The sequence below is a fragment of the Mesorhizobium sp. CA4 genome (assembly GCF_020165075.1).
GTDB lineage: Bacteria > Pseudomonadota > Alphaproteobacteria > Rhizobiales > Rhizobiaceae > Mesorhizobium.
This window is the reverse complement of sequence record NZ_JAIUHK010000002.1, coordinates 130,912-152,855: the sequence shown is the minus strand read 5'-3', so window position 1 is coordinate 152,855 and position 21,944 is coordinate 130,912. Positions and strand designations below refer to the sequence as shown.

General features: G+C 62.2%; 19 protein-coding genes. 7 read left to right on the top strand and 12 right to left on the bottom strand.

Going from position 1 to position 21,944, the window contains the following annotated elements:
• The first annotated feature begins 248 nt into the window (after positions 1 to 248).
• Positions 249 to 1,670 (top strand): sodium:proton antiporter, encoded by a 1,422-nt coding sequence (locus LB528_RS02385; protein ID WP_224713698.1) that lies wholly within the window; start codon positions 249 to 251, stop codon positions 1,668 to 1,670.
• A 110-nt stretch (positions 1,671 to 1,780) separates the two neighbouring features.
• Here the strand turns inward: LB528_RS02385 and LB528_RS02380 are convergent, their stop codons facing one another.
• From LB528_RS02380 to gcvA, 8 genes are all read right to left on the bottom strand, one after another.
• Positions 1,781 to 2,509, bottom strand: coding sequence for an ABC transporter ATP-binding protein (locus LB528_RS02380; RefSeq protein ID WP_224713697.1), 729 nt, complete (start codon positions 2,507 to 2,509; stop codon positions 1,781 to 1,783).
• Positions 2,502 to 3,230 (bottom strand): ABC transporter ATP-binding protein, encoded by a 729-nt coding sequence (locus LB528_RS02375; protein WP_224713696.1) that lies wholly within the window; start codon positions 3,228 to 3,230, stop codon positions 2,502 to 2,504. The genes LB528_RS02380 and LB528_RS02375 overlap by 8 nt, the downstream gene beginning before the upstream one ends.
• On the bottom strand, positions 3,227 to 4,189 hold the full coding sequence (locus LB528_RS02370; RefSeq protein ID WP_224713695.1) for a branched-chain amino acid ABC transporter permease: 963 nt from the start codon (positions 4,187 to 4,189) through the stop codon (positions 3,227 to 3,229). The genes LB528_RS02375 and LB528_RS02370 overlap by 4 nt, the downstream gene beginning before the upstream one ends.
• The gene (locus LB528_RS02365) at positions 4,186 to 5,064 is read right to left on the bottom strand and encodes a branched-chain amino acid ABC transporter permease (RefSeq protein WP_224713694.1); all 879 of its coding nucleotides are present in this window, start codon (positions 5,062 to 5,064) and stop codon (positions 4,186 to 4,188) included. Before LB528_RS02365 ends, LB528_RS02370 begins: the two co-directional genes overlap by 4 nt.
• 16 nt (positions 5,065 to 5,080) lie before the next feature.
• Positions 5,081 to 6,385 carry an ABC transporter substrate-binding protein gene (locus tag LB528_RS02360; protein WP_224713693.1) on the bottom strand — a complete coding sequence of 435 codons (1,305 nt, stop codon included), beginning with the start codon at positions 6,383 to 6,385 and terminating at the stop codon, positions 5,081 to 5,083.
• A gap of 155 nt (positions 6,386 to 6,540) precedes the next feature.
• The gene (locus LB528_RS02355) at positions 6,541 to 7,983 is read right to left on the bottom strand and encodes a hypothetical protein (RefSeq protein WP_224713692.1); all 1,443 of its coding nucleotides are present in this window, start codon (positions 7,981 to 7,983) and stop codon (positions 6,541 to 6,543) included.
• Positions 7,984 to 8,187: 204 nt separating this feature from the next.
• Positions 8,188 to 9,492: a nicotinate phosphoribosyltransferase gene (gene pncB, locus LB528_RS02345; RefSeq protein WP_224713691.1), complete on the bottom strand. Its 1,305-nt coding sequence runs from the start codon at positions 9,490 to 9,492 to the stop codon at positions 8,188 to 8,190.
• Between the two features lie 189 nt (positions 9,493 to 9,681).
• On the bottom strand, positions 9,682 to 10,656 hold the full coding sequence (gcvA, locus tag LB528_RS02340; protein WP_224713690.1) for a transcriptional regulator GcvA: 975 nt from the start codon (positions 10,654 to 10,656) through the stop codon (positions 9,682 to 9,684).
• A gap of 217 nt (positions 10,657 to 10,873) precedes the next feature.
• On the opposite strand from gcvA, the gene speB reads away from it, so the two are divergent.
• The 4 genes from speB to LB528_RS02320 all read left to right on the top strand — a co-directional run bounded on the left by speB (position 10,874) and on the right by LB528_RS02320 (position 14,262).
• On the top strand, positions 10,874 to 11,929 hold the full coding sequence (speB, locus tag LB528_RS02335; protein ID WP_224713689.1) for an agmatinase: 1,056 nt from the start codon (positions 10,874 to 10,876) through the stop codon (positions 11,927 to 11,929).
• Positions 11,930 to 12,069: 140 nt separating this feature from the next.
• Positions 12,070 to 12,873, top strand: coding sequence for a transporter substrate-binding domain-containing protein (locus LB528_RS02330; protein WP_224515067.1), 804 nt, complete (start codon positions 12,070 to 12,072; stop codon positions 12,871 to 12,873).
• Positions 12,874 to 12,949: 76 nt separating this feature from the next.
• Positions 12,950 to 13,618 (top strand): amino acid ABC transporter permease, encoded by a 669-nt coding sequence (locus LB528_RS02325; protein ID WP_224713688.1) that lies wholly within the window; start codon positions 12,950 to 12,952, stop codon positions 13,616 to 13,618.
• Positions 13,615 to 14,262, top strand: coding sequence for an amino acid ABC transporter permease (locus LB528_RS02320; protein WP_224713687.1), 648 nt, complete (start codon positions 13,615 to 13,617; stop codon positions 14,260 to 14,262). The genes LB528_RS02325 and LB528_RS02320 overlap by 4 nt, the downstream gene beginning before the upstream one ends.
• Positions 14,263 to 14,421: 159 nt before the next feature.
• Here LB528_RS02320 and LB528_RS02315 read toward each other — a convergent pair whose 3' ends face one another.
• From LB528_RS02315 to LB528_RS02300, 4 genes are all read right to left on the bottom strand, one after another.
• Positions 14,422 to 16,155: a DUF2326 domain-containing protein gene (locus tag LB528_RS02315; RefSeq protein WP_224713686.1), complete on the bottom strand. Its 1,734-nt coding sequence runs from the start codon at positions 16,153 to 16,155 to the stop codon at positions 14,422 to 14,424.
• The gene (locus LB528_RS02310) at positions 16,152 to 16,394 is read right to left on the bottom strand and encodes an ABC-three component system middle component 6 (protein ID WP_224713685.1); all 243 of its coding nucleotides are present in this window, start codon (positions 16,392 to 16,394) and stop codon (positions 16,152 to 16,154) included. The genes LB528_RS02315 and LB528_RS02310 overlap by 4 nt, the downstream gene beginning before the upstream one ends.
• Positions 16,394 to 17,293 carry an ABC-three component system protein gene (locus tag LB528_RS02305; protein WP_224713684.1) on the bottom strand — a complete coding sequence of 300 codons (900 nt, stop codon included), beginning with the start codon at positions 17,291 to 17,293 and terminating at the stop codon, positions 16,394 to 16,396. The genes LB528_RS02310 and LB528_RS02305 overlap by 1 nt, the downstream gene beginning before the upstream one ends.
• Before the next feature lie 523 nt (positions 17,294 to 17,816).
• Positions 17,817 to 19,220, bottom strand: coding sequence for an MATE family efflux transporter (locus tag LB528_RS02300; RefSeq protein WP_224713683.1), 1,404 nt, complete (start codon positions 19,218 to 19,220; stop codon positions 17,817 to 17,819).
• A 244-nt stretch (positions 19,221 to 19,464) separates the two neighbouring features.
• Here LB528_RS02300 and LB528_RS02295 point away from each other — a divergent pair, with 244 nt between their 5' ends.
• Entirely contained in the window at positions 19,465 to 20,382 is a 918-nt protein-coding gene (locus LB528_RS02295; protein WP_224713682.1) for an AraC family transcriptional regulator, read from the top strand.
• 238 nt (positions 20,383 to 20,620) lie between these two features.
• Positions 20,621 to 21,895, top strand: a complete 1,275-nt coding sequence (locus tag LB528_RS02290) for an ABC transporter substrate-binding protein (RefSeq protein WP_224515059.1) — start codon at positions 20,621 to 20,623, stop codon at positions 21,893 to 21,895.
• The last annotated feature ends 49 nt before the right edge of the window (positions 21,896 to 21,944 follow it).

The window sequence follows — 21,944 nt, the reverse complement described above, 5'->3', positions numbered from 1 at the left end:
CGGATCGTGGGGCAGGCGACGGTTCCTTTCGTATCTTCCTGGTGGGGAGGGGCCACCAGTTTGCGGAGCCAAGATGCGGGTTCCCCCTTCTCCCCTTGCGGGAGAAGGTGTCGCCGAAGGCGACGGACGAGGGGTGTTCCAGGGGACGCCAGCGTCTCACTCCGCTGGAGCACCCCTCATCCGTCTCGGCGCTGCGCGCCGATCCACCTTCTCCCACAAGGGGAGAAGGGAGAGCGCGGAGCGGCCGGATGAGGGGGCTTTTCTCATTCGCCGCGCCCGCCATCGCAGTGCTGCTTCCGGTCCAGGCTCTCGCCGCCGAAATCCACGGGCTGCCGGGCGCCGCGATGTCGCTGTGGTGGGCATTGCCCTTTGCCGGCCTGCTGTTGTCAATCGCGACGGGGCCCCTGCTTTTCCCGCATATTTGGGAACATCATTACGGCAAGATCGCCACTGGGTGGGCGGCGCTGGCGGTCGTGCCGCTGGCGGTCGCCTTCGGCATTCCGACCGCAGGCGAAGCGGTGCTGCATACACTGCTCACCGAATATCTGTCCTTCATCATCCTCTTGTTCGCGCTCTACACCATCTCGGGCGGCATCCTGCTTGCCGGCAACATCCACGGCACGCCGCTTACCAATGCCGGCCTGCTGCTCATCGGCGCGCTGCTTGCCTCGGTGATCGGCACCACCGGCGCCTCGATGATCCTGATCCGGCCGATGCTGCGCGCCAACGACAATCGGCCGTTCAACGCGCATGTGGTGATCTTCTTCATCTTCCTGGTCTCCAACATCGGCGGCTCGCTGACGCCGCTTGGCGATCCGCCTCTGTTCGTCGGCTTCCTGCGCGGCGTCGATTTCTTCTGGACGACCGCGAATCTGTGGCGAGAGACGCTGTTCAGCGGCGGGCTGGTGCTCATCGTCTTCCTGGCGCTGGATATCGTGCTGCATCGCCGCGAGGGCGGCATGCCGAAGATCAAGGATCCGACGCCGGACAAGAAGGTGCGGCTGCGCGGCCTGGCCAACCTGCCGCTGCTCGCAGGCGTGATCGGCGCGATCCTGCTTTCGGCGAGCTGGAAGCCGGGCATCAGCATCCCAATCCTCGGCGTCGGTCTCGAGCTGCAGAACCTGGTGCGGGACGCTCTCATCCTGGCGCTTGCCTTGCTGTCTCTCCAAGTCTCGTACAAGAGCCACCGCGAGGCGAACGGCTTCACCTGGGAGCCAATCGCCGAGGTGGCGAAACTCTTTGCCGGGATCTTCATCTGCATCGTGCCGGTCATCGCCATCCTGCGGGCCGGCCATGACGGCGCGCTGGCGCCGCTGGTGGCACTGGTCACGTCTGCCGACGGCCAGCCGAACGACCTCGCCTATTTCTGGCTGACGGGGGCGTTGTCGTCGTTCCTCGACAATGCGCCGACCTATCTCGTGTTCTTCGAGCTTGCCGGCGGCGATGCGCGCCACCTGATGACGGAGGCCGCCTCGACGCTCGCGGCGATCTCGGCCGGCGCGGTGTTCATGGGCGCCAACACCTACATCGGCAATGCGCCGAATTTCATGGTCTATGCCATCGCGCGGCATCGCGGCGTGAAGATGCCCGGCTTCTTCGGCTATATGGCGTGGTCGGGTGCGGTGCTGATCCCGACGTTTTTGATCGCAGGGTTTTTGTTTTTCGAGTGAGACGGCGCCTTACTTCCCCTTGTGGGGAGGTCGGACCGTAGGTCCGGGCGGGGGTCGGCGCTGCCAGCGCCCTGCTGCTTCGCAGCGACCCTCCCCACAGGGGAGGGTAATTATCCCACGCCCACATACCTGCGCACCGCCGACGGATCGGCGCGCAGTGCCTCGACATCGACCGTCTCGCGGTTGCGGCCGTTCTCGATGAATGAGACGCGGTCGGCGACCGACAGCACGGCGTCCACGCGCTGCTCGACCAGGATCGTCGAGACGCCGAGTTCGCGCAGCTTCGCCACCGTCTCGCGGATTTTGGCAATCATCGACGGCATCAGCCCTTCGGTCGGCTCGTCCAGCAGCAGTACTTGCGGCTCGAGGCAGAGCGCGCGGGCCATCGCCAGCATCTGCTGCTCGCCGCCGGAAAGCGTACCGGAGCGTTGCCTCAGCCGCTCCCTGAGCAACGGGAAGAGATCGAGCACGCTCTCGCGTGTTTGCTTGCCCTTGCCGCGCGCCATCAGGCCGATCTCGATGTTTTCCGCCACCGTCATCTCGGCGAACAATCGCCTGCCCTGCGGCACATAGGCGACGCCGGCCTTCGGCACGTCATGCGCGGCGAGCCCGGTCAGTTCCTTGCCGTCCAGCCTGATCGAGCCGGCAGCCGCGGACACCAGACCCATGATCGCCTTCAGCGTCGTCGTCTTGCCGGCGCCGTTGCGGCCGAACAGGCAAAGCACCTCGCCCTTGTTCAGCGTGAGGTCGAGGCCGTAGAGCACCTGCACCTCGCCGTAGAAGCAATCGAGGCCGGAAATGGTGAGCAATCCGCCGTTGGTTCTAACGGAGTCAGCCATGCGTTGCTCCGAGATAGGCGTCCTGGACCTCGGCGTTGGCGCGGATTTCACCCGGCGTGCCTTCGGCGAGGATCTTTCCCGAATTGAAGACGGTGATGCGGCCGGCAAGCTGCATAACCACCGGCATGTTGTGCTCGATCAAAAGCACGGTGGCGTCCCTGGCGATCTCGCGCACCAGCATGATGAAATTGTCGATCTCGCTGTCGGCGAGACCCTGGGTGGGCTCGTCGAGGATCAGCAGACGGGGCTTCAGCGCCAGGCCCATCGCCACTTCCAGCAATCGCTGGTGGCCGTAGGAGAGTTGCCCGGCAAGCGTGCCCGCCCGCTCGGCAAGGCCGGTGCGCTCCAGCGCAGCCATGACGCCGCTTCTCACCTGGCCCTTCGTGCGGCCGTCGGTCAGCGTGCGCTGCACCGGCAGCGCGACATTGTCGAAGGCCGTGAGGTTGGCGAAGACGCTGGTGATCTGGAATGTATAGGCAACGCCGAGGCGAACCCTTCTGTAAGCCGGCATGGCGGTGATGTCGGCGCCGTCGAAGACGACCATACCGGAGGACGGCCGGATGCGGCCTGAGAGCAGGCTGACGAAAGTGGTCTTGCCGGCGCCGTTGGGACCGATGATGGCGCGGATCTCACCCGGCATCAGCGCGAAGTCGACACCGTCGACCGCGCGCAGACCGCCGAAATGGCGCGACAGGCCCTTGGTGGTGAGCAGCGGCGTCATGGCAGCCACCCCAGCCAGCGCTCGCGGATGCTGCCCAGAATGCCTTTTGGGAAGAACAGCACCAACAGGATGAGCGCCACGCCGACGATCAGCAGATAGGCGGAGGTGAAGCCGCTGGTGATGTCGGTGACATAGTACATGAACAGCGTACCGATGAGCGGGCCGAGCGTGGTCGCGGCACCCCCGAGCAGCACCCAGAGCAGCGGCAGGATGGAATATTGCACGGAAGCGAAGCTCGAGCCGACATAGCCGAAGAGCAAGGCATAGGCGGCGCCCGAGGCCGCGCAGATGGCGCCGGAGGCGACGACCGCGGCGAGCTTGTTGGCGACCGTGTCGTAGCCGAGCATCTTGGTGCGCTCCTCATTCTCGCGAATGGCGACCAGCACCCGGCCAAAGCGCGAGCGGACGACGGCTAAAGTGATGAGCAGAATGATCGAGAAAAGCGCCAGGGCGCTCATGTAGCGCACGGTCGGATCGGCCAGATCGAAGGATGCGCCGCCGATCGCGATCACCCGCGATGCCTGCTGGATGACAACGCCCTGGTCGCCGCCGGTCCAGGCGGCGAAATAGAGGATGAGCAGGTAGAAAACCTGGGCGAACATCATGGTGACGATCATGAACGCCACACCCGAGGTGCGCAGCGCCAGCAGGCCGATGACCAGGGCGAGCAGCGCGCCACAGGCGACACCGGCGACAAAAGCTTCCGGCACGCCCCAGCCGAGGTGATAGACTGTCAAGCCAGCACCGTAGAGGCCGGCCGAGAAGAACATGGCATGGCCGAGGCTGAGCAGGCCGACATAGCCGAAGAGCAGATTGTAGCCCAGGGCGAAAACGGCCAGCGCCATGATGCGGGCGAACAGGCCCTGGTGGTAGTCCGGCAGGACGAAGTTCAGCACGAAGAGAAGCGCGATGACGCCGATATGCAGGGCGTAGGTCTTTGCCGGTGAAGCATCCCTCATCGCGTGGTCCCAAACAGGCCTTGCGGGCGGAACACCAGCACCATGGCGACGACCAGCGTGGCGATGATCTTGGCCAGGGTCGGCGAGAAGAACATCGAGATGATGCCGTCGGAGAGGCCGATCAGGACGGCGGCGACCACGGTGCCGCGGAGTGACCCCAGGCCGCCGATGATGACGACGATGAAGGATAAGAGCAGCGGGTCCTGCCCCATCAGGTAATGCGCCTGGCTGATCGGCACGATCAGCACCGCGGCGATCGCCGCCAGCATGGCGCCGACGGCGAAGACACCGGCATAGACGCGCTCGACCGGGATGCCGAAGGCCTGCGCCGTCTCCCGGTCATATTGGGTTGCCCGCATGATCAGGCCGATCTTCGTTCGCGTCAGCACCAGCCAGGTGATCACCAGCAGAATGGCGGAGGCGGCGACCACCGAGAGCTTGTAGCCGGAATAGCCGAACCACGGCAAAAGGATGCGGTAGCTGAAGGGCGGCTCGACCGGGCGCGCTTCCGGACCATAGAAGGTCAGAGCCAGTTGCTGGATGATATAGAGCATGCCGATGGTGGCGACGATGGTACCTTCGGGATTGTAGTTCAGCCGGCGCAGCACCAGGCGTTCGGCAATCAGCGCGATCAGTCCAACCAGCAAAGGTGCGATCACCAGCGCGGCGACGAAGCCGACCGCCGGGTGGCCGGAAATCGCCGTCGAGACCGCCCAGGCGAGCACCGCGCCCAACATGAAGAACTCGCCATGCGCGACATTGACGACGCGCATGACGCCGAACACCAGCGACAGGCCAAGCGCCGTCAGCGCCAGCACCGCGGAGGTGACGAGGCCTTCGAGCGCGGCGAGGAGGAGATGGGGTCCGAAATGCATATGCTATGAGACAAGCTCACAGCGCCTGCTTCGTATAATCCCCTTCCGGCTCGTAGAGACCGTCCTCGATCTTGGTCTTGTGGACGACCTTGAGCTTGCCGCCTTCGACCTTGGAGATGTTCTGGATGCCGAAGCACTGGTGGATCTTGCCGTTGAAGGTTTTCGGACCTTGTGGATGCTCCGGCCCCTCGGCGAATTCCTTCAGCGCCTCGGTCGCCTCGACCAGCTTGGCGCGGTCCTCCGGGCCTTTGTAGCCGGCATCTTCCATCGCCTTCTTGACGACATAGAGCGTTTCCCAGCAGCCGAACATGTGGGCGGCGGTGGAGACGTCCTTGGGATCGCCGACGGCGGCGCCATTGTCGTCGATGCCGACCGCGGCGCGGTAGGCTTTCTGCGCGGCGGAATCGTCAGGCTGCGCATAGCGCGGCGAGCCTTCCCAGAAATGGCTGCCGTCGAGGAATTCGAGACCGGAGCTGTTGATGTCGACGGCTTCGAGCGAGTCGATGAAGCCGAAGAGCTGCGGCCGTTGCGAACCGTAGAACTCGCCGAGCTCCTTGACGAAGGTAAGCACGGCAGGGCCGACCATGACATGATAGATCACCTCGGTCTCGGCCGGGATCTGCGGGAAGTACTTGGTGAAGGAGCTCTCCGTCGGCGGGATGGCGATCTGGGCGATCACGTCGGCGCCCTGCGCCTTCAGCGCCGGCGGCAGGTAGTCGCGGTGGTCGTAGCCGAAGGCGAAATCGGGGAAGATCTGCGTCACCTTCTTGCCGGCGTTGGCCGCGATCCACGGCGCCATCGACTGGATCTGGCTCTTCACGTCGGTGATGCCGGGCTGGAAGACGTAGCGGTTGAGCTTCGTGGAGGCGACGTGATGACCTTCGCTGACGACGAAATAAGGGATCTTGTTTTCGCCGGCGGCGGGCGCCGAGCCGATCACCACATGCGAGAACAAAGTGCCGAAGACGATGTCGGTCTTGTGCTGCTTGGCGAATTTGTTGACCACCTCGGCGCCGCGCGCCGGATCGGTGCCGTCGTCCTCGATGACCAGCTCGACCTTGCGGCCGCCGATGCCGCCGGCATCGTTGATCGCCTTGACGGTGGCCGCACTCGTCTTCTCATACCAGCGGCCATAGGCGGCGCCGATGCCGGTGCGGTGCGACTGGAAGCCTATCTTGATCGGCGCCGAGCTTTGCGCCTGGCTGTAACGGACGAAGCCCGGCGCCAGCGCCAGGCCGGCCCCGGCGGCCATGCCCTTCAGCGCGGTGCGGCGCGACAGCGTCGTCTTGGAGAGGTCGAAAAATCCGTTCTTGTCAGCCATGTCGGTTCCCCTGTTTTTTCAGTTTTGACCAGCGATAAGGCGGCTAGACCATCCTCTTGCGAAGGATGGAAAATTGCATGTGTACAAACTAAATCACCAAAGCCCTGGCCTGGCAAGCGAGCTTTACCCGACGGCATCGGAGGCGCGCCCTTGTCTCATCCGGCGGTCGGGGTGGCAAGCAGCCAGAGGCCGAAGATCGTGTAGGCGATCATCAGAAATGTGAGCGGAAGCTGGCTGAGCGCCGCACGCGAAGGCTGAGGATGGAGGCGCCAGGCAAGGCCGTGCGCGACCAGAACCGCCAGCACATGGCCGGCGATGATGACGCCGGCCTGGATATTCCACAGCCACCAGGCCGACTGGGCGCCGGCGACAACGCCGGCCTCGACCATCCTGTCGGCGGTGCCGAACAGGTTCCAGCCGAGCCCGAAAGGATCGGAGAGCGCGACCAGCGTATACTGGCCGTCGACCAAGAGCACGGTGAGGTAATGCGCGATGTGGTAGGCGAGCGCAATCGGCACGATCGACCAGACCAGCAGGCCGGCGGCTTTTGCGAACGACTGCGCATCGCCCGCGAGGCGCTGTCCAAGAAAGACGGCCAACGCGAATACCGCTGCCAGGAGGACGAAAGTCAGGACTAGGCCAAAGCTGCCGACGCCGATCAGCGCGGTGCGGCCTGGATATTCCAGCGGATTGACGCCGAACAGACCGAGCCAGAAGAAGGTTTTCGACAGGCCGTCGAAGGACACCGAAGACAGCGCCAGCAAGAGGAAAGCCGTGCCGCTCAGCGGCAGCGGCGCGGCCGCAAGCAGCTTGGCGCCGGGCCAGCAGAGCGAGAGCCGGCCATCGAGGCGCCCGACAGGCGCGAAGCGGGTAACCATGGCGAAGAAGACAGTGAGGAATTCGCCGCGCCGGCTCCAATCGTCGTAGCCGAAGAGGAGCATCGCGACGAAGCTCGCCAGCCAGTAGGTGCCGGCGGCAAAAGCCAGGCGGGCCGGATCGTCGGGCGCCGGATCGATCAGCTCGAACCAGGCGAAGGCGAAGAACAGCGCGAAGGCCGGCCAGTAGCCGAGCCAGTTGAGCAGGCGCGACGGCGGGGCTTCGGCCCGTCGGCTGCCGACAAGCCGACTTAAGACGCGCCATGGCCCATACCACGGGTTAAGCCACGACCAGAGGTCGCCGAAGACGCCCTGCAGCAGGGTCAAGCCGGCCCAGAGGAGGGTCCAGATCACCAGAGGCAGCGGATTGGAGAGCGGGTCGCGACTGCCGACGAGGCCGGCGACGACGAGAAGCGCGAAGCCAGCAAAGGAAATCAAGCTGATAATGGTGCGTGAAGCGTCGCCGAAGGTGAACAGGGGCAGGCGTCGGCGCCAGAAGCGATCGAGGGAAGCCGGCGGCAGCAGCGCTAGGACAAGGAAGCTGAGGGCCACCGCCAGCGCGCCACCTGCGATGTAGTAGCCCGTCGGGAGAAGCAGGACGTGGCCGCGGTCGGAGGCATGGGCGAAGGCGGAGGTTGGAAGGAGCGAGGTGAGCGCGACGGCTAGGGCGAGAATAACGCCAGCGCCGCGATCCTTCACACCCCCCTCTGTCCTGCCGGACATCTCCCCCGCAAGGGGGGAGATCGGATGTTGCTTTGGCTTTCGCCAATTTTCGACATCGCAGAAGGAGACGGGGCGCCCGAAGCTGCCAATCTCCCCCCTTGCGGGGGAGATGTCCGGCAGGACAGAGGGGGGTGGGCGGGAACTCAACGTTTCAGGACTATGGGCGTCAGGTGGTGATCCCAGCATGGACATCGCCGATGCCCTCTACACCTTCACCAGCTGCTCCACCCGTCCCTTCTCGCCAAATATCCTCAGATACCGCTTGATCTCCTTCTCGTCCCCAGTCGCCTTGGCGGGGTTGTCCGACAGCTTCACCGCCGGCCTGCCATTGGTTTCGGTGACTTTGCAGACCAGCGAAATCGCATCGAGGCTGTCGGTTTCGGTCGGGGCGCAGCCCTCGAAATCGTTGGTGAGGTTGGTGCCCCAGCCGAAGGACATGCGCACCTTGCCGCGGAAGTGCTTGTAGGTCTCCTCGATGGTCTCGACCTCCAGGCCGTCGGAGAAGATCAGCAGCTTCTGCTTGGGGTCCTTGCCCTTCTTGCGCCACCAGTCGATGATCTTCTCGCCGCCTTCGATCGGCGGCGCGCTGTCGGGGCGGAAGCCGGTCCAGTCGGCGACCCAGTCGGGCGCGTCGCGCAGGAAGGAATCGGTGCCGAAGGCGTCGGGCAGCACGATCAGCAGATTGCCGCCATAGTAGCGCTGCCAGTCCTGCAGCACCTTATAAGGCGCCTCTCTGATTTCCTTCTCGGAATTGGCGAGTGCGGCGAAGACCATCGGCAATTCATGCGCGTTGGTGCCCAAAGCCTCGAGATCGTTGTCCATGGCCAGAAGCACGTTGGAGGTGCCGGTGAAGGCATCGCCGATGCCTTCCTTCAGCGCCTCGACGCACCAGCGCTGCCACAGGAAGGAATGGCGGCGGCGCGTGCCGAAATCGGAAATGCGGATGCCGGGCAGCGCCTTCAGCCGCTCGGTCTTGTCCCACATCTTGGCCTTGGCGCGGGCGTAGAGCACGTCGAGCGCGAACGGGCCGAAAGAGCGCATCGCCGCGCGCGAGCGCAGCTCGTTGATAATCGCAAGTGCCGGGATTTCCCAGAGCGTCGTGTACATCCAGGGCCCGGCAAAAGAGAGCTCGAACTGGCCGTCGCGCCTGGACAACTCGTATTCGGGCAGGCGGAAATCCTCGAGCCAGGCGAGGAATTCCGGCTCGAAGATCTGCTTGCGGCCGTAAAAAGTGTTGCCGCCCAGCCAGATCATCTCCTTCTTAGAAAAGCGCAAGGTGCGGGCATGGTCGAGCTGCTCACGCAACTCGCCCTCGTCGATCTCGTCGGCCAGCCGCACCGAAGTGGTGCGATTGATCAGCGTGAAGGTGGCATCGACCTTGGGATACATGCCCCAGATCATCTGCAGCATCAAAAGCTTGTAGAAGTCGGTATCCAGCAGGCTGCGGACGATCGGGTCGAGCTTCCAGGTGTGGTTGTAGACGCGCCGCGCTATATCGGTCTTTGCCATGCTCGCTCATCCATAAAGCACAACGCACGGAAACGGGGCGTCACGCTTCAAATCCTTGTTCGATCGATTCCGGACGGAACCCCGTTGCACGGAATTGCTTTAGCCAACTGCCTCTTAGCACCGTATTTCCGAACGCGCTTGCTGCTTTGCAAGCTGGCCCGACAAAAAGCAGCTATGCAAGTCCAGCCATCAGGACGCGGTCCTGGCGCCTATGACCTTGAGGGACGGACGTTTCCTGCGGCTGAGCACACGGCCGGCCACCGGCGCGTCGGCGCGGGCCTCGTCCTGCTCCTTCTCGGCGAACAGCCAGTCGATGAAGAGCTGCACGATCGGCGCCGAGCGCATCTCGTTGCGGCAGACGACGTAAAAATCATCGACCGCCGGCACCGACAAACTGAAGGGCGCGACGAGCATGCCCCTGGCGAGCAAGGCGCGCGCGGTGACGGAATCGCCCAGCGCCACGCCGTGGCCGTGAACGGCGGCCTCCGTCGCCATGCGCGCATCGCCCAGACGATGGCGGCGGCCGCGTTCCAGATCGAGCGCGTCGGCGGCGGCCAGCCAGGTGTGCCATTCACGGCCATCGTCGCCATGCAGGAAGACGTGGCCGGCGAGGTCGCGGACGCTGCGGATCGGGCGGTTGTTGATCAGCGTCGGGCTGACCACAGGGAAGAGCTCCAGCCCGGACCATTTGCGTATCCAGCAATCGGTCCAGCTGCCGTCGCCATAATGCACGCAGACGTCGATATCCGCGGCGCGGATGTCTTTGGGATCGTTGGACGGGATCAGCGTCAGCTGGATGTCCGGATATTGCGCCGTGAAGGAGCCGAGCCGCGGTGTCATCCAGAGCAAGAGCAGCGCCGGGACGCAGGAGATCGACAGCGCGCCGGCACTTGCCGGCCGCGTCATGCGCTGGGTGGCGGCGGCGATGCCGTCGAAGGCGGCCGATACCGCCGGCAGGAATTCGGCGCCATGCGGCGTCAGCTTCACGCGCTGCCCGCTGCGCTCGAAGAGCTTTACGCCGAGCGACTGCTCGAGCGCCCTGATCTGGTGGCTGACGGCGCCATGGGTGACGTTGAGCTCACCCGCGGCCTTGGTCAGCGAAGCATGCCGCGCCGCGGCTTCGAAGGCGCGCAGGGGATTCAGCGGCGGCAGGCGCTTGGCCATGGAAGGGCTCCTACTTTGTGAGATTTTCTCACAGGCAGGACCCTAACAATATCAATTGATTTTTCAATGCGGCTGCCCGACACTTTTGTCCGGAACAGCTTCAAGAGACGTGGAATCCGCAGCGCAGCCGGCGGGCAACGATCCAGCCGGACAGCAGGCTGGCTTGGCAACTCGTCCATGCGGGCAGCGCTACAGGCAGGCAAGAGGAGGACCGGACATGGGTTACGATCGCGGCAAGCTCGAAGCGTTGCGCCGCAAATATGGCGAGAGCCATGGCGGCGAGATGTTCGACCCGAAATTCCGCAAGGTGGCCGACAAGATCTTCAACAAGTCGGGCACACGCCTCGCCCCCTATTCCGGCATCCCGACTTTCCTCGCCGCGCCCTACCGCGAAATCGCCGCCGAGAACCCGGATTTCGGCGACCTGCAGGTGGCGATGATCGGCGTGCCGATGGATCTCGGCGTCACCAACCGTCCGGGCTCGCGCTTCGGGCCGCGCGCGCTGCGCGCCATCGAGCGCATCGGCCCCTACAACCATGTGCTGGAATGCGCGCCGACGCATGAGCTTCGCGTCGCCGATATCGGCGACACGCCGTTCCGCAGCCGCTACCGGCTGGAGATCAGCCATGAGGACATCGAAAATCGCACCAACCAGATCGTCGACGCAGGCGTGCTGCCGCTCTCTGTCGGCGGCGACCATTCGATCAGTCATCCGATTCTGAAGGCGGTCGGCAAAAAGGCGCCGGTCGGCATGATCCATATCGACGCCCATTGCGACACCAGCGGGCTGTTCGACATGACCAAGTTCCACCATGGCGGACCGTTCCGTAACGCGGTGCTGGACGGCGTGCTCGATCCCTCGCGCACGATCCAGATCGGCATCCGCGGCTCGGCCGAATATCTGTGGGAATTCACCTACGAGTCCGGCATGACCGTCGTGCATGCCGAGGAGGTGACCGGCCTCGGCATCCCGGCCATCATCGAGAAGGCGCGCAAAATCGTCGGCGACGGCCCGACCTACATCTCCTTCGACGTGGACAGCATCGATCCGGCCTTCGCGCCTGGCACCGGCACGCCGGAAGTCGGCGGGCTGACGACGCGCGAGGTGCTCGAGCTGCTGCGCGGGCTGAAGGGCCTCAACATCGTCGGCGGCGACGTGGTCGAGGTGGCGCCGCAATATGACGCGACCACCAACACCGCCCATGTCGGCGCCCAGGTGCTGTTCGAGATTCTGAGCCTGATGGTGTTCAGCCCGGCGATCAAGAAGGACTGATGCCTCACGCAATTCCAGACGGAAGCTATGGCGAAGTCGCCAAGCCTAAACCGCGTCTCCTGGAATTGCTCTGCCAACACGGCCGCCGCGCTGGAGCCGGCGGCCGGTTTCAACAACAAGCTTCCAGCAGGGGAATAACAATGACTCTTCGCAACGCACTGAAATCCGCCATCACGGCGGCTGTAATGCTCGGCGCCGCCGGTCTCTCCACCCAGGCCGCGAAAGCCGACGCCGTCGACGACATCACCAAGGCCGGCGCCATCAATGTCGGCATCTTCTCGGACTTCCCGCCCTTCTCCTCGGCCAGCGCCGACATGAGCATCAAGGGCTATGACATCGACGTCGCGCAGGCGATCGCCGATTCACTCAAGGTGAAGCTCAACCTGGTCAGCGTCACCGGCCAGAACCGCATTCCTTATCTCACCGACAAGCGCGTCGATATTTTGATGAGCGTCGGCTACTCCAAGGAGCGCGAGCAGGTGATCGATTTCGCCGCCGCCTACGCACCCTACTACATCGCCGTCATCGGCCCGGCCGAGCTTGCCGTCAAAGGCAAGGAAGACCTCGCCGAGAAGTCGATCGCCGTCAATCGCGGCACGCTGGAGGACACCTCGCTGACCCGGGCCGCTCCCGCTTCCGCCGACATCCGCCGCTTCGACAACTACAATTCCGTCATCCAGGCCTTCATCTCCGGCCAGACGCAGCTGATGGTCGTCGGCAACGATGTCGGCGCCCAGGTGCTCGCCAAGCAGGATGCGCTGAAGCCGGAGCAGAAATTCCAGCTTTTGACCTCGCCCTCGCATATCGGCCTCAACAAGAACGAGGACCGGCTGAAGAAGGCGGTGAACGACGCGGTCGCCAAGATGCTGGCCGACGGCAAGCTGGACGAGAGCTCGAAGGCCTGGCTGAAAACGCCGCTCAATCCCGCCAACCTCAAGGATTGATCTGCCTACCGGTTCGGCGCCGTAAGGGGCGCCGAACCCCCTCTTCGGTCAGGCACCTCCAACAAGGTCAATCGCCATGGGCTACAGCCTCGACTTCGGCTGGCTTGCGGGTGCGGCGGGCGTGATCGCGCGCGGCGCGGCGATGACGCTGCTTTTGATCGCCGTCACGACGCTGGCGGGCACATTCCTCAGCATCCTCGGCGCCGCCGGCAAGAGAAACGGCCCCAAGCCGCTTCAGCTGGCGATCGGCATCTATGTCGAGGTGATGCGCAACACGCCATTCCTGGTGCAGCTGTTCTTCATCTTCTTCGGGCTGCCCACGCTCGGGATCAGGCTCGACCCGATCCTGGCCGCGATGCTGGCGATGACGCTCAACATGGCAGCCTATACGATCGAGATCGTCGGCGCCGGCCTCGACGCCGTGCCGCGCGGCCAGACGGAAGCCGCGCTGGCGCTCGGCCTCAGGCCACGCCAGGTGTTTGTCAAGATCGTGCTGCCGCAGGCGCTGAAGGTGATCTACCCGGCGCTGACCAGCCAGATCGTCATCATGATGCTGGAATCGGCCGTGGTGTCGCAGATCGCAGTGCGCGAATTGACCTATGAGGCCGACATGCTGCAGGCGCGCACTTTTCGCGCCTTCGAGACCTATTTCGTGGTGACGATTGTCTATCTCGGCCTGTCTATGGGGCTGCGCCGGCTGCTGGTCGGCGGCGGCCGCCGTGTTCTGGGGACGGGCGTGTCATGATCGAATTCACCTTCTGGGACATCGTCCGCAACCTGCTGCTCGCCGCGCGCTGGACGGTGCTGTTGTCGCTCGCCGCCTTCATCGGCGGCGCGCTGGTCGGGCTGGCGGTGCTGTTCTTTCGCATCGCCAAGAACAAGTGGGTGAAGCGGATCGCCTCCGGTTATATCGCGCTCCTCCAGGGCACGCCGCTCTTGATGCAGCTCTTTTTGATGTTCTTCGGCCTGCCGATGCTGGGGCTGCGCATCGAACCGTGGACGGCAGCGGCGCTCGGGCTGACCTTCTTCGCCAGCGCCTATCTGGCCGAGATATGGCGCAGCGGCGTCGACGCGCTGCCGCGCGGCCAGTGGGACGCCGGCGCCAGCCTCGGGCTGCATTATCTGCAGGAGCTCAGGCTGATCATCCTGCCGCAGGCCTTCGCCATCACCCGCGCGCCGACCGTCGGCTTCCTGGTGCAGCTCATCAAATCGACGGCGCTGACCTCGATCATCGGCTTCGAGGAACTGGTCAGGACCTCCAACGCCATCAACAACGCGACCTTCGAGCCGTTCAAGGTCTATGGGCTGGTTGCGCTGATCTTCTTCGTCATGTGCTTCCCGCTGACGCAATACGCACGGCGGCTGGAGCAGCAGACGCCTTCGCGCTGAGGCGCGAGAAGCGGTCATTCGCCAGCATCGGTTTTTGACCCGCAGAAATGAACGGCAGCTGTGCGCCTCATGTCGGTCCTTTCGCCGTTCGTGACCGGTCTGATAGCGGTCATTCGTCGTGAACTACTTAAGTGCTGTTAATAGCGGGGCGTGTTTAACCTAGAACCGGACGCCGAACAGTCCCCCAGCTTCATCGTCCGTAAGACGGGGGTCTATGATAAACGGTTCTGGATCAAAAATTGGCTCTCCGGTGGCGGTTTCCTCGGTCTTGATTTTGTCGAGGTCGTCGGAGTTCATCGCGACGATATACTGTATGCCAATTTCGCGGGATTTCTGCTCGGCAAAGCTGAGCGCAAGACCGATTTGGCGTCCGTCTACACCGTCAAAGATATGGCTGTCGTGGATCAGAAAGCCTGGCGAGCGGTCGTGTCGCTTTGCCGCTTGGGCAAGCATCCAATCGAAACAGAATACCTGCATGTGGCTTTTGCCACCGCTCTTTTTTCCGACGATATCCGTGTCAATTTCGAGACCGCCTACACCCTTAGAGCGCCCGATGATCAAATTTCCAGGTTCGTCGTAGAGATATCTAGAAACGTCGGCAAAGGCTTGGACAGCAAACTTTCGGACCTCCTCGCGCTCCAACACGTCGCGTCCGATTAGTTCCACCTGCTCGCCAATTTGCCGCTTAAGACGAGCCTGATCCTCAATCACATCACGAAGGCGCGGGATTTGTTGGTTGAGGTCCGCCATCTCTCTTTCAAGGGCGGTCAGTTCGGACTGCATCAACGTCATTCGATCAATTGCGATGCCCGAGCGCAGGATCGCCATTTTCTCCTTAAGGGCCTTCTGCAGGCGGTCAATCTGAGTTCGGCGGTCCTTTATGCGCTGTAGTGCCCGAGTCTTCTCGTCGTTCAGCTGCGCGCGTCGATTTTCAGCGAGCTTTCTATGGAATTCAGTCACTTCGTCGAAGCGTCGCTTGACATGGTCGGCGAAGAAAATTCCAACCTGCTCGTACACTGTTTTGACATCAGCAAGTTTCGCTTCTTCGACCTCTTGCAAAGCCAGATTGATATTCTCGTTAAGGTCAAGGTCCCGCAGATTTGCTTCGTTCAAATCTCGGATTTCAGCGGCAATTCCATTGGCGATCTGCTGATGGTCTCGATAGCCGTCGACGACTTCCATCGAAGCGATCTCGCCGCGCTTTCTTTCCACCTCAATCTCAAGAATGTCGAGGCGAGACTGCATCTTGTTCAGATCGAGCGCGCCATGGGAAAAGTAACCTTCGCGGATCATCCCAGCAAGGTTGTCGGACTTCTTCTTTTCTTCTTTGAGCAGTTGGAGTTTTTGTACTAGACGCCAGTCGAAGCCGAGAAGGTAAGCGAGATTGACCTGACTATCCCAAGCGCTCTGGTCAGATGAGTTTAAGGCAGGGCTATTAAAGGCCCCGTTTCTCGCCTTTCGTACAAAAAATGCGAACAATGCGCCGAACTTGGGTGAATATATGCTTCCCGCGTCCTCGTCAGTTAACCCGAACCACTGCCGCGCAAGCCTTGACCGAAGCTCTTTAAAATCGATTGACACGCCGTCAAGGAAGGCCTCGTCTTTATCCTTGCCGGGATTCGTCCTCCGTTCGATTGTAAATTGGTGCTTGGCCTCGCGAAACCTCGCTCCGAATGTTCGGCCCACCAGGATTTCTTTGTGAAAATCGTCGTCAGGGTTCTTTCGATCCTGCACTAGCAAATGGATCAGTTCGACCATGCTGGTCTTTCCGGTACCATTGCGAGTGTCGCGTGCACTCGAGGCCTCATGCCTCTCAGCCAAGAGGATGCTCATCCCCGGTTTAAATGTCAGGGTTCTGAAACTCTGCAGGTTGCTGTAGATTTCAGTGATCATTGGTTGAACTTCTTGAGGACGCCCGCCTCTAGGCGCACCGCGCCGATTGCATATAGGAAATCAACCGCAAGCAGAAACCAGTCGAATTCGATCGTCGTCATTTCATACTCTGACCGGCGCGCCTGGATATCATAAAACAGTGTGGAGACGGTCTTTGGGCGATCCAGTTCCGCCAGCACCTCTGCACCCACCCCTAAAAGTGCATTTTCAATCTTGATGTGCTTCGTGGGCAAAAGCATCAGGACACCGGCACGTTTTCGAAAACGTCGCAGGATTCAAAGAAATAGGTTATGATGACATGAGAGGCTGCGACTTCTTCCGACGTCGCGTTGATTCGAACATAATCGCACAACTTGAAAAAAATCTCGTCAGGATCGTATCCAAGGTCGACGAGCTGAAGATATTTTTCACGCATAGCAGACTGGATGACGCTAACCGCTGCCGGATTGCTTTGACCATCTAGGAACCGGCTCACTACATCCACATTGCTCCGGGCCCTGCGGATATCGAATTTCGATGCCTCGCTAAGCCGATTGAATTCCAGTTTAGCCCTATCCGGTATTTCGCCAAACTCCGTTGAACCGAATTGCTTCCCACGTTCGGTGATGATCCGCTTTAGGAGAGGGCGAATATGCTCCATCTGCACCCCTTCGATATTCAGGGCGGCCTTTGGATAAAGGTGGATCAGTTGCTGCAGAGATAGTTTGTCATGCAACTCGTCTTTCAGGAATCGCCGCGAGCCTGAGAGGAATTTGATGCTCGGATAGGCTTTCCGCAGCTCTTCGATCTTATCGCTCGCCGAGGTTGGCAACCCACCATCGTTGTTATGGACGAGGTGCCAAACTTTCATCGTTGGCCAAAACTCGACCACCTCCGGGAATGAATCCGCCATCTTTGTCGCAGCATTGCTCGCAAATTTTGCAGGCGACTCAGGCGCATAGCACTGGAATATAGTTTCAGTGGAGAGACGTCGGCCGTCACTCTTCTTGTCGCCTTTCGGTCCACCTGCCTTAATGAGTTCGAAGTCCCTGCCATAGACGCATTCAGCCATTGTGGCGAACCATTGTTCGAAGCCGGTCTGATTGAGGGAATTGAAATTGAGGTCGAAGAACAGGCCGAAGTCAGATTTGTTTTTCATTCTAGGACCCGGCCAGAAAGTATGATTCTCGTCCGGAATGTGCTCATAATGGTTGTAGTTTGTGAAGTGATCACTCTGGCTATGTGGTGGAAAGGCCGCGAATTTTTACAGAATAGCGAGAGATCCCTGCCGTCGAGGGACGCAGTGTTCGGTATCTCTGGAAAAGAGGGTGCTATGGGATAGCGAATGAAAGTTGTAAAACTATTTCCCATTCCAGCTGATGGTGGATAGTCCGCTCTCGGCCCCGTCACGCCGACAGGTGGTGTGCCGGAAACGACAGCTTTCGAGCAGTTATCGGTGACCGCGAACGTTCGCAACGGAATCGGTTGCCGAACGGTAGCTTTCGTTTGTGCAAGACCGAAACCAGACTGTCAGGAAACGGCCCCAAAGACGGTCGCTCAATGTCGCCTGTAGCTATGACGGCTCGTGTCGTCTGGCCGTCCGTTCTCGGGCAGTTTTTAAGAGACTTTTCTATGAGCCGCGGTGTCAGGACATAACGGCTACCTAACCAGCGACCACCCCTTCAATGTCCAAACACCAGCGGCGGCGCGATGCGGTCGCGCCTGAGCCAGCGCGCCAGGAGCAGCGCCGCCACCACGGCCAGTCCCGAGGCCAGGCCGATCCAGATGCCGACGCCGTTGAGGCCGAAATGGAAGGCAAGCAGCACGCCGAGCGGCAGGCCGACGCCCCAATAGCCGATCGCGGCATAGATCATCGGCACCTTGGTGTCGTGCAGGCCGCGCAGCATGCCGGCTGCAACAGCCTGGGCGCCGTCGAAAATCTGGAACAGCGCTGCAAACACCAGGAACGAGACGGCAAGCGTGATCATCCTGGCGTTTTTGGGATCGGTGAGATCGATGAAGGCGCTGATCAGCGCATGCGGCCAGAGAATCATCACCAACCCCATCAGCGCCATGAAGGAGACGCCGATGACGAAGGCGGTCCAGCCGGCACGCGAAACGCCTTCCGGATTGCCGGCGCCATGCGCCAGGCCGACCCGGACCGTGACCGCCTGGTTGAGGCCGAGCGGCACCATGAAGGAGATCGAGGCGATCTGGATGGCAATCGCGTGCGCGGCCAGCGAATCCGCATCGATCAGGCCCATCAGCAGGGCCGCCGCGTTGAAGATCGTCACCTCGAAGGCAAGGATGCCGGCGATCGGCAGGCCGAGCCTGAGCAGGCCACGGAAACGCGGCCAGTCGGCGCGCCAGAAGCGGCCGAACAGACGATAGCGGCGGAACTTCTTTTCCTTGATCACCACCGCCGCCAGGCCGACGAACATCAGCGCGCTTGACAGAGTGGTGGCGAGCCCGGAGCCGGCAATGCCCATCGACCTGACGCTGAGATTGCCGAACATGAATACCCAGTTGAAGAAAGCATTGCAGGCGACTGCGACGAAAACGATGATTAGCGCCCAGCCCGGCCGCTCCAGCGCCGAGATGAAGGAGCGCAGCACGATATAGCCATAGAAGGGCAGCACCGCCCATTGCAGCCAGTGCAGATAGATGCCGGCCTCATGCGCGAGTTCCGGCTTCTGGCCCATGGCCAGAAGCACCTCTTCGCCGTGCGAGAGAAACATCCAGATCGGGATCGAGATCAGGATCGCCAGCCAAAGGCCCTGGCGCACGGTGCGGCGAAGATCGCGCACCGAATGGCGACGACGGCCGAGCTCGGTCGCCATCATCGGCGAGGTCGCCAGCATCAGGCCGAGGCCGAAGATCAGCGGCATGAAATAGAGGTTGGAGCCGAGCGCGCCAGCGGCGAGCGTATCGGGCCCGAGGCGGCCCATCATCATGACGTCGGTCGCGGTCATGGCGGTCTGGCCGAGATTGGTCAGCACCATCGGCCAGGCGAGCGCGATCGTCGCCCTGATTTCCTGACGCCAAAGGTTTTCCGGCGCGCGAGCGCCGGCTTCGATCGCAGACATTGTTCCGCTCTTTCAGAACACGGCGCGTCGGCCAAAGGGCCGGAAGCCGTACAACAATGGCGCAAAATGGCGCCATTTGCGTCGCCTTGTGAACGAAATGCGACATGTTGGCAAGGGCGGAGGCCCGGCTAGCGATTGATCCAGGCGGAGCCAGAATTCCGCGACGCCTCTTTCATTTGCCGGCCGTCGGCTGCTAGGGGTGGCCTTGGCATGTGCAGCCGGCGCGCCATGCCGGGAGGAATGGATGCCGTTCAAGCGCAGAAAGAACACGGCCGCGATTCCGCGCACGGCGCCCGCTTTCGAGCACATCGTGACCGAGGCGAGCGAAAGCTTCCTGTGGCGGCTGGACGACTATCCATGGGAGCGCAATGTCTGGAATTTCCATCCGGAATACGAAATCCATCTGCTCAGGAAATCGTCAGGCGTTGTGCTGGTCGGCGACCATATCGGCGAATTCGGGCCGGGCTATCTGACCATCGTCGGCGGCGGGCTGCCGCATGATTGGGTGACGGCGGTGCAGCCCGGCGAACTGATCGAAGGCCGCGATATCGTGCTGCAATTCGATGCCGAGCGGCTGCGCGGCTCCTCGGGGCTGCTGCCGGAGCTGCGCGAGCTGGAACCGTTCCTGGAACGCTCGCTGCGCGGCATGGTCTTCCATGGCCAGACCGCGCTCGACGGCGCCGGGCTGATGGAACGAATGGGTGAGGTGCATGGGCTGGCAAGGTTCCGCATGTTCCTCGAATTGCTCGACCTTCTGGCCACCACCGACGAATACACGCTTCTGTCGTCGCCGGACTTCTCCCCGCTTCTGGACGCGGAGTCGCTGGATATCGTCCAGCGCTCGCTGACCTACCTGTTCCAGCATTTCGCCGAGGATTTGAAGCTGCCGGACGTGGCCGCATTGGCCGGCATGAGCGAAAGCAGTTTTTCCCGCTTCTTCCAGAAGAACACCGGCAATTCCTTCAGCGACCACCTCGCCAAGCTCAGACTCTGGCAGGCCTGCAAGCTGCTCGCCGACACTGATATCCCGATCACCGACATCTGCTTCCAGGTCGGCTACATGAACATCTCGAACTTCAACCGCGCCTTCCTGCGCAAGCACAAGATGACGCCGTCATCCTATCGCAAGCTGTCTCGGCAGCGGCTGACGCTGAGAGCGTAAGACAGCCGATACGCCCACTTCGATGGTACTGATATTCGTGTGACGGGCAGACTCTGCCTGCGCCATATTTTGCGCCGCACAATGCATAAAAGTACAGGTCTGCTGCAACGGGGCTTCTAGCCTCGCTCTCTCCAACTGCTCATTTTGGCGACGGGTGGAAGGTCAAAAGGCGACGGTGAGGGTCGCTTAGCCCGAGGACCTGCCGCTTTTCGCGAGTGTTCCTGGAGGAGAAAAACCAATGAATTCAAACCGGCTCGCTGCCAGCCTCGGCGCAGCGTTCGTGCTTACCGCTTCCGTATCAACCGCGGCGCTTGCCCAGGCGCCGGTCTGCTCGGCGCCGGTCAAGGTGCTGGCGCAGCCGCGCGATGGGCTAACGCTTCTGGAGGACTCCAAGGACGAGTTCAAAAAACTCTCCGGCGCCTCATTCCAGATCGATTACCTCAACGAGAACGACCGCCGCGCCAAATCGCGCGCCGACGCTTCGACCGTCGGCAACTACAACGTCTATTATGTCGACGAGGCCAATGTGGCGCTGTTCGCCTCCTCGGGCTGGATCGTGCCGCTGACCGACTATTACCCGGCTGACTATGACTATGCCGACTTCGATCCGGGCCGCCAGAAGGTCGCTACTTATGACGGCAAGGTGTGGTTCGCGCCGCTGACCGGCGGCGGCGACCTGATGGTCTATCGCAAGGACGTGCTGGAGGCCGCCGGCATTCAGCCGCCGAAGACGCTGGACGAGCTGATCGCCGACGTGCCGAAACTGACCAATGCCGACAAGGGCATGTACGGCATCGCGCTGCGCGGCGCGCGCGGCTCGGGCGCCAATGTCTGGCGCTGGATGCCGTTCTTCAAGGCCTATGGCGGCAAGTGGTTCGACGGCGACAAGCCGGCTTTCAATTCGGACGCCGCCGTGAAGGCGACGGAGACCTATTTGAAGCTGTTCAAGGATTCGGCCCCGGGCACGCAGACCGGCAGCTGGGATGAATCGACCGGCGCCTTCCTCTCCGGCCAGGTCGCCATCCTCGTCGAATCGACGCCGCTGTCGGGCATGGCGGTGGACCCGAAGACCTCGCAGGTGGTCGGCAAGGTCGGCTTCCTGCCGCCGCCCTCGCCGCTGCCGGGCGGCGGTTACGGCCATGGGCTTGCCATCGGCACCAAGGCCAATGCCGATGACGCCGCGAAGAAATGCGCCGGCCTGTTCATCGCCTGGGCGACGTCGAAGGAGAATGAGAAGCGCCGGCTCGACGCGCACCAGTTTGGCGAATTGAACCGCACCAGCGTCCTCTCCAGCAAGGAATTCGCCGACATCTACGGCGCCGATCTCGGCAAGGCGCTGGCCGACACCGGCAAGGTCACGGCGGTGAACTTCTGGCAGGATCCACGCTGGCCCGATCTCGGCGACCGCTGGGGCATCATCCTCGAGGAACTGGTCACCGGCACGCGCACCGATATCAAGGGCGGCCTCAACGAGCTCGAGGCCTATGCCAATGAGCTGGTGAAGAAGAAGTAATCCTCCCGCCCGCGGCGCGCGGTGCACGGCATTCGAAGGAATGCCGGGA

What these genes read in the sequence shown, in the direction of transcription:
- LB528_RS02330 (WP_224515067.1), top strand. Translation starts at nt 12,070, where the DNA reads ATGACTCTTCGCAACGCACTGAAATCCGCCATCACGGCGGCTGTAATG.
- LB528_RS02295 (WP_224713682.1), top strand. Translation starts at nt 19,465, where the DNA reads ATGCCGTTCAAGCGCAGAAAGAACACGGCCGCGATTCCGCGCACGGCG.
- LB528_RS02370 (WP_224713695.1), bottom strand. Translation starts at nt 4,189, where the DNA reads ATGAGGGATGCTTCACCGGCAAAGACCTACGCCCTGCATATCGGCGTC.
- LB528_RS02380 (WP_224713697.1), bottom strand. Translation starts at nt 2,509, where the DNA reads ATGGCTGACTCCGTTAGAACCAACGGCGGATTGCTCACCATTTCCGGC.
- LB528_RS02385 (WP_224713698.1), top strand. Translation starts at nt 249, where the DNA reads ATGAGGGGGCTTTTCTCATTCGCCGCGCCCGCCATCGCAGTGCTGCTT.
- LB528_RS02355 (WP_224713692.1), bottom strand. Translation starts at nt 7,983, where the DNA reads ATGTCCGGCAGGACAGAGGGGGGTGTGAAGGATCGCGGCGCTGGCGTT.
- LB528_RS02375 (WP_224713696.1), bottom strand. Translation starts at nt 3,230, where the DNA reads ATGACGCCGCTGCTCACCACCAAGGGCCTGTCGCGCCATTTCGGCGGT.
- LB528_RS02315 (WP_224713686.1), bottom strand. Translation starts at nt 16,155, where the DNA reads ATGATCACTGAAATCTACAGCAACCTGCAGAGTTTCAGAACCCTGACA.
- LB528_RS02310 (WP_224713685.1), bottom strand. Translation starts at nt 16,394, where the DNA reads ATGCTTTTGCCCACGAAGCACATCAAGATTGAAAATGCACTTTTAGGG.
- LB528_RS02290 (WP_224515059.1), top strand. Translation starts at nt 20,621, where the DNA reads ATGAATTCAAACCGGCTCGCTGCCAGCCTCGGCGCAGCGTTCGTGCTT.
- gcvA (WP_224713690.1), bottom strand. Translation starts at nt 10,656, where the DNA reads ATGGCCAAGCGCCTGCCGCCGCTGAATCCCCTGCGCGCCTTCGAAGCC.
- LB528_RS02360 (WP_224713693.1), bottom strand. Translation starts at nt 6,385, where the DNA reads ATGGCTGACAAGAACGGATTTTTCGACCTCTCCAAGACGACGCTGTCG.
- LB528_RS02365 (WP_224713694.1), bottom strand. Translation starts at nt 5,064, where the DNA reads ATGCATTTCGGACCCCATCTCCTCCTCGCCGCGCTCGAAGGCCTCGTC.
- speB (WP_224713689.1), top strand. Translation starts at nt 10,874, where the DNA reads ATGGGTTACGATCGCGGCAAGCTCGAAGCGTTGCGCCGCAAATATGGC.
- LB528_RS02325 (WP_224713688.1), top strand. Translation starts at nt 12,950, where the DNA reads ATGGGCTACAGCCTCGACTTCGGCTGGCTTGCGGGTGCGGCGGGCGTG.
- LB528_RS02305 (WP_224713684.1), bottom strand. Translation starts at nt 17,293, where the DNA reads ATGAAAAACAAATCTGACTTCGGCCTGTTCTTCGACCTCAATTTCAAT.
- LB528_RS02320 (WP_224713687.1), top strand. Translation starts at nt 13,615, where the DNA reads ATGATCGAATTCACCTTCTGGGACATCGTCCGCAACCTGCTGCTCGCC.
- LB528_RS02300 (WP_224713683.1), bottom strand. Translation starts at nt 19,220, where the DNA reads ATGTCTGCGATCGAAGCCGGCGCTCGCGCGCCGGAAAACCTTTGGCGT.
- pncB (WP_224713691.1), bottom strand. Translation starts at nt 9,492, where the DNA reads ATGGCAAAGACCGATATAGCGCGGCGCGTCTACAACCACACCTGGAAG.